Raw genomic sequence first — 834 nt, forward strand, 5'->3', positions numbered from 1 at the left:
ATAGTTCATTTATGGTTCTATATAAATTTTTCAAGTGTTTTTTCTATGTCTGTGAAACATGCCATTATTACTTTAATAGGTATTGCATTGAATCTGTAAATTGCTTTGGGTAGTATGGACATTTTGATGATGTTAATTCTTCCAATCCATGAACATGGTATATGTTTCCTTTGTTTGTGTCTTCCTTGATTTCTTTCTTCAGTGTTGTGTAGTTTTCTGCATACAGGTCTTTTACCTCCTTGGTTAGGTTTATTCCCAGATATTTTATTTTTCTTTTTGCTATATCAAATGGGATTTTTTTCTTTATTTCTGCTTCTGCTGATTCACTGTTGGTATACAAAAATGCCTTTGATTTCTGGATATTGACTTTATAACCAGCTGTTTTGCCAAACTCATCAATTAGTTTGAGGAGTTTTTGGGTAGAGTCTATAGGATTTTCCATGTACACTATCATGTCATCTGCAAAAAGTGACAGTTTTGTTTCCTCCTTTCCTATTTGGATGCCTTTTATTTCCTTTTCTTGTCTGATCACTGTGGCTAAAACTTCCAATACTATATTGAATAGAAGTGGTGAAAGTGGACAACCTTGTCTTGTTCCTGATCTTAAATATAAAGATTTTAACTTTTGCCCATTGAGTATGATGTTGGCTGTAGGTCTCTCATAAATGGCCTTTATTATATTGAGGAATGCTCCCTCTATTCCCACTTTGCTGAGTGTTTTTATCATAAATGGGTGTTGTACCTTATCAAAAGCTTTTTCTGCATCTATTGATATGATCATGTGGTTTTTGTCTTTGCTTTTTGTTTATGTGATGTATTACATTTACTGATTTG

At 32.7% G+C, this 834-nt stretch carries 1 pseudogene; it reads right to left on the reverse strand.

The window, feature by feature from the left end:
• Window positions 1-67 precede the first annotated feature (67 nt).
• Window positions 68-787, reverse strand: a pseudogene (locus tag DVH29_RS16830) (RNA-directed DNA polymerase); the annotation flags it as partial.
• Between the last annotated feature and the right edge of the window lie 47 nt (window positions 788-834).

The organism is Pelagibacterium lacus (genome assembly GCF_003345525.1).
Lineage (GTDB): Bacteria > Pseudomonadota > Alphaproteobacteria > Rhizobiales > Devosiaceae > Pelagibacterium > Pelagibacterium lacus.